Source organism: Alteromonas profundi (assembly GCF_010500865.1).
GTDB lineage: Bacteria > Pseudomonadota > Gammaproteobacteria > Enterobacterales > Alteromonadaceae > Alteromonas > Alteromonas profundi.
In genome coordinates this window covers 1-560 of sequence record NZ_JAAAWN010000095.1, presented here as the reverse complement: position 1 = coordinate 560, position 560 = coordinate 1, and the positions used below count along the sequence as shown (strand labels likewise).

Here is a 560-nt window from a genome sequence, read left to right as displayed (position 1 = left end):
GTGCCATCACCCCATTCAATCACCGCACTCGTGATAATATCGTCACCCGGGTCAAGTATGTCACCAAAGGTGTAAATCGCTTCAGCCCCTTCATTGACTTCGATAGGCCCAGTAATACTGCTTACAGGGGCTACATTATTTACTATGACGTCAAAGGTTTCGGTATCAGACTCACCCGCCTCATCGGTCACGGTAATTGACACGGTTTGCACGGATGCACCATCGGCAAACACCTTCGACACATCAAAGCTCGTCGACGTTGTAGCAAAGGACTCATCAACGCTACCGTCATTATCCCAGTCGATATCTACGGTATAGCCTGCAGCTCCATTGTCCTCACCGTCAGTGAAGTTAATGGTGCGGGTAAAGGTATCGCCTTCATCAATTATAGCATTAGCCTGTGCAGCTACATCCACCGTATCCGCTGGCGCATTGACACTCACCGCCTGCGTAGCGACATCGCTGAACGTACCGTCTTCATCTTCGAGACTTACCCTGATAGTAAAGTCACCGACTGTGGTATATGTGTGCGACACATCGCCCACACTGCTGTAGGTTTC

Annotated in this window: 1 protein-coding gene; it reads right to left on the bottom strand. The window is 50.0% G+C overall.

Annotated features, from left to right (window positions below):
* Positions 1–560 (bottom strand): hypothetical protein (locus GTH32_RS19320; protein WP_163088824.1); only part of this gene is annotated, 560 nt, incomplete at both ends.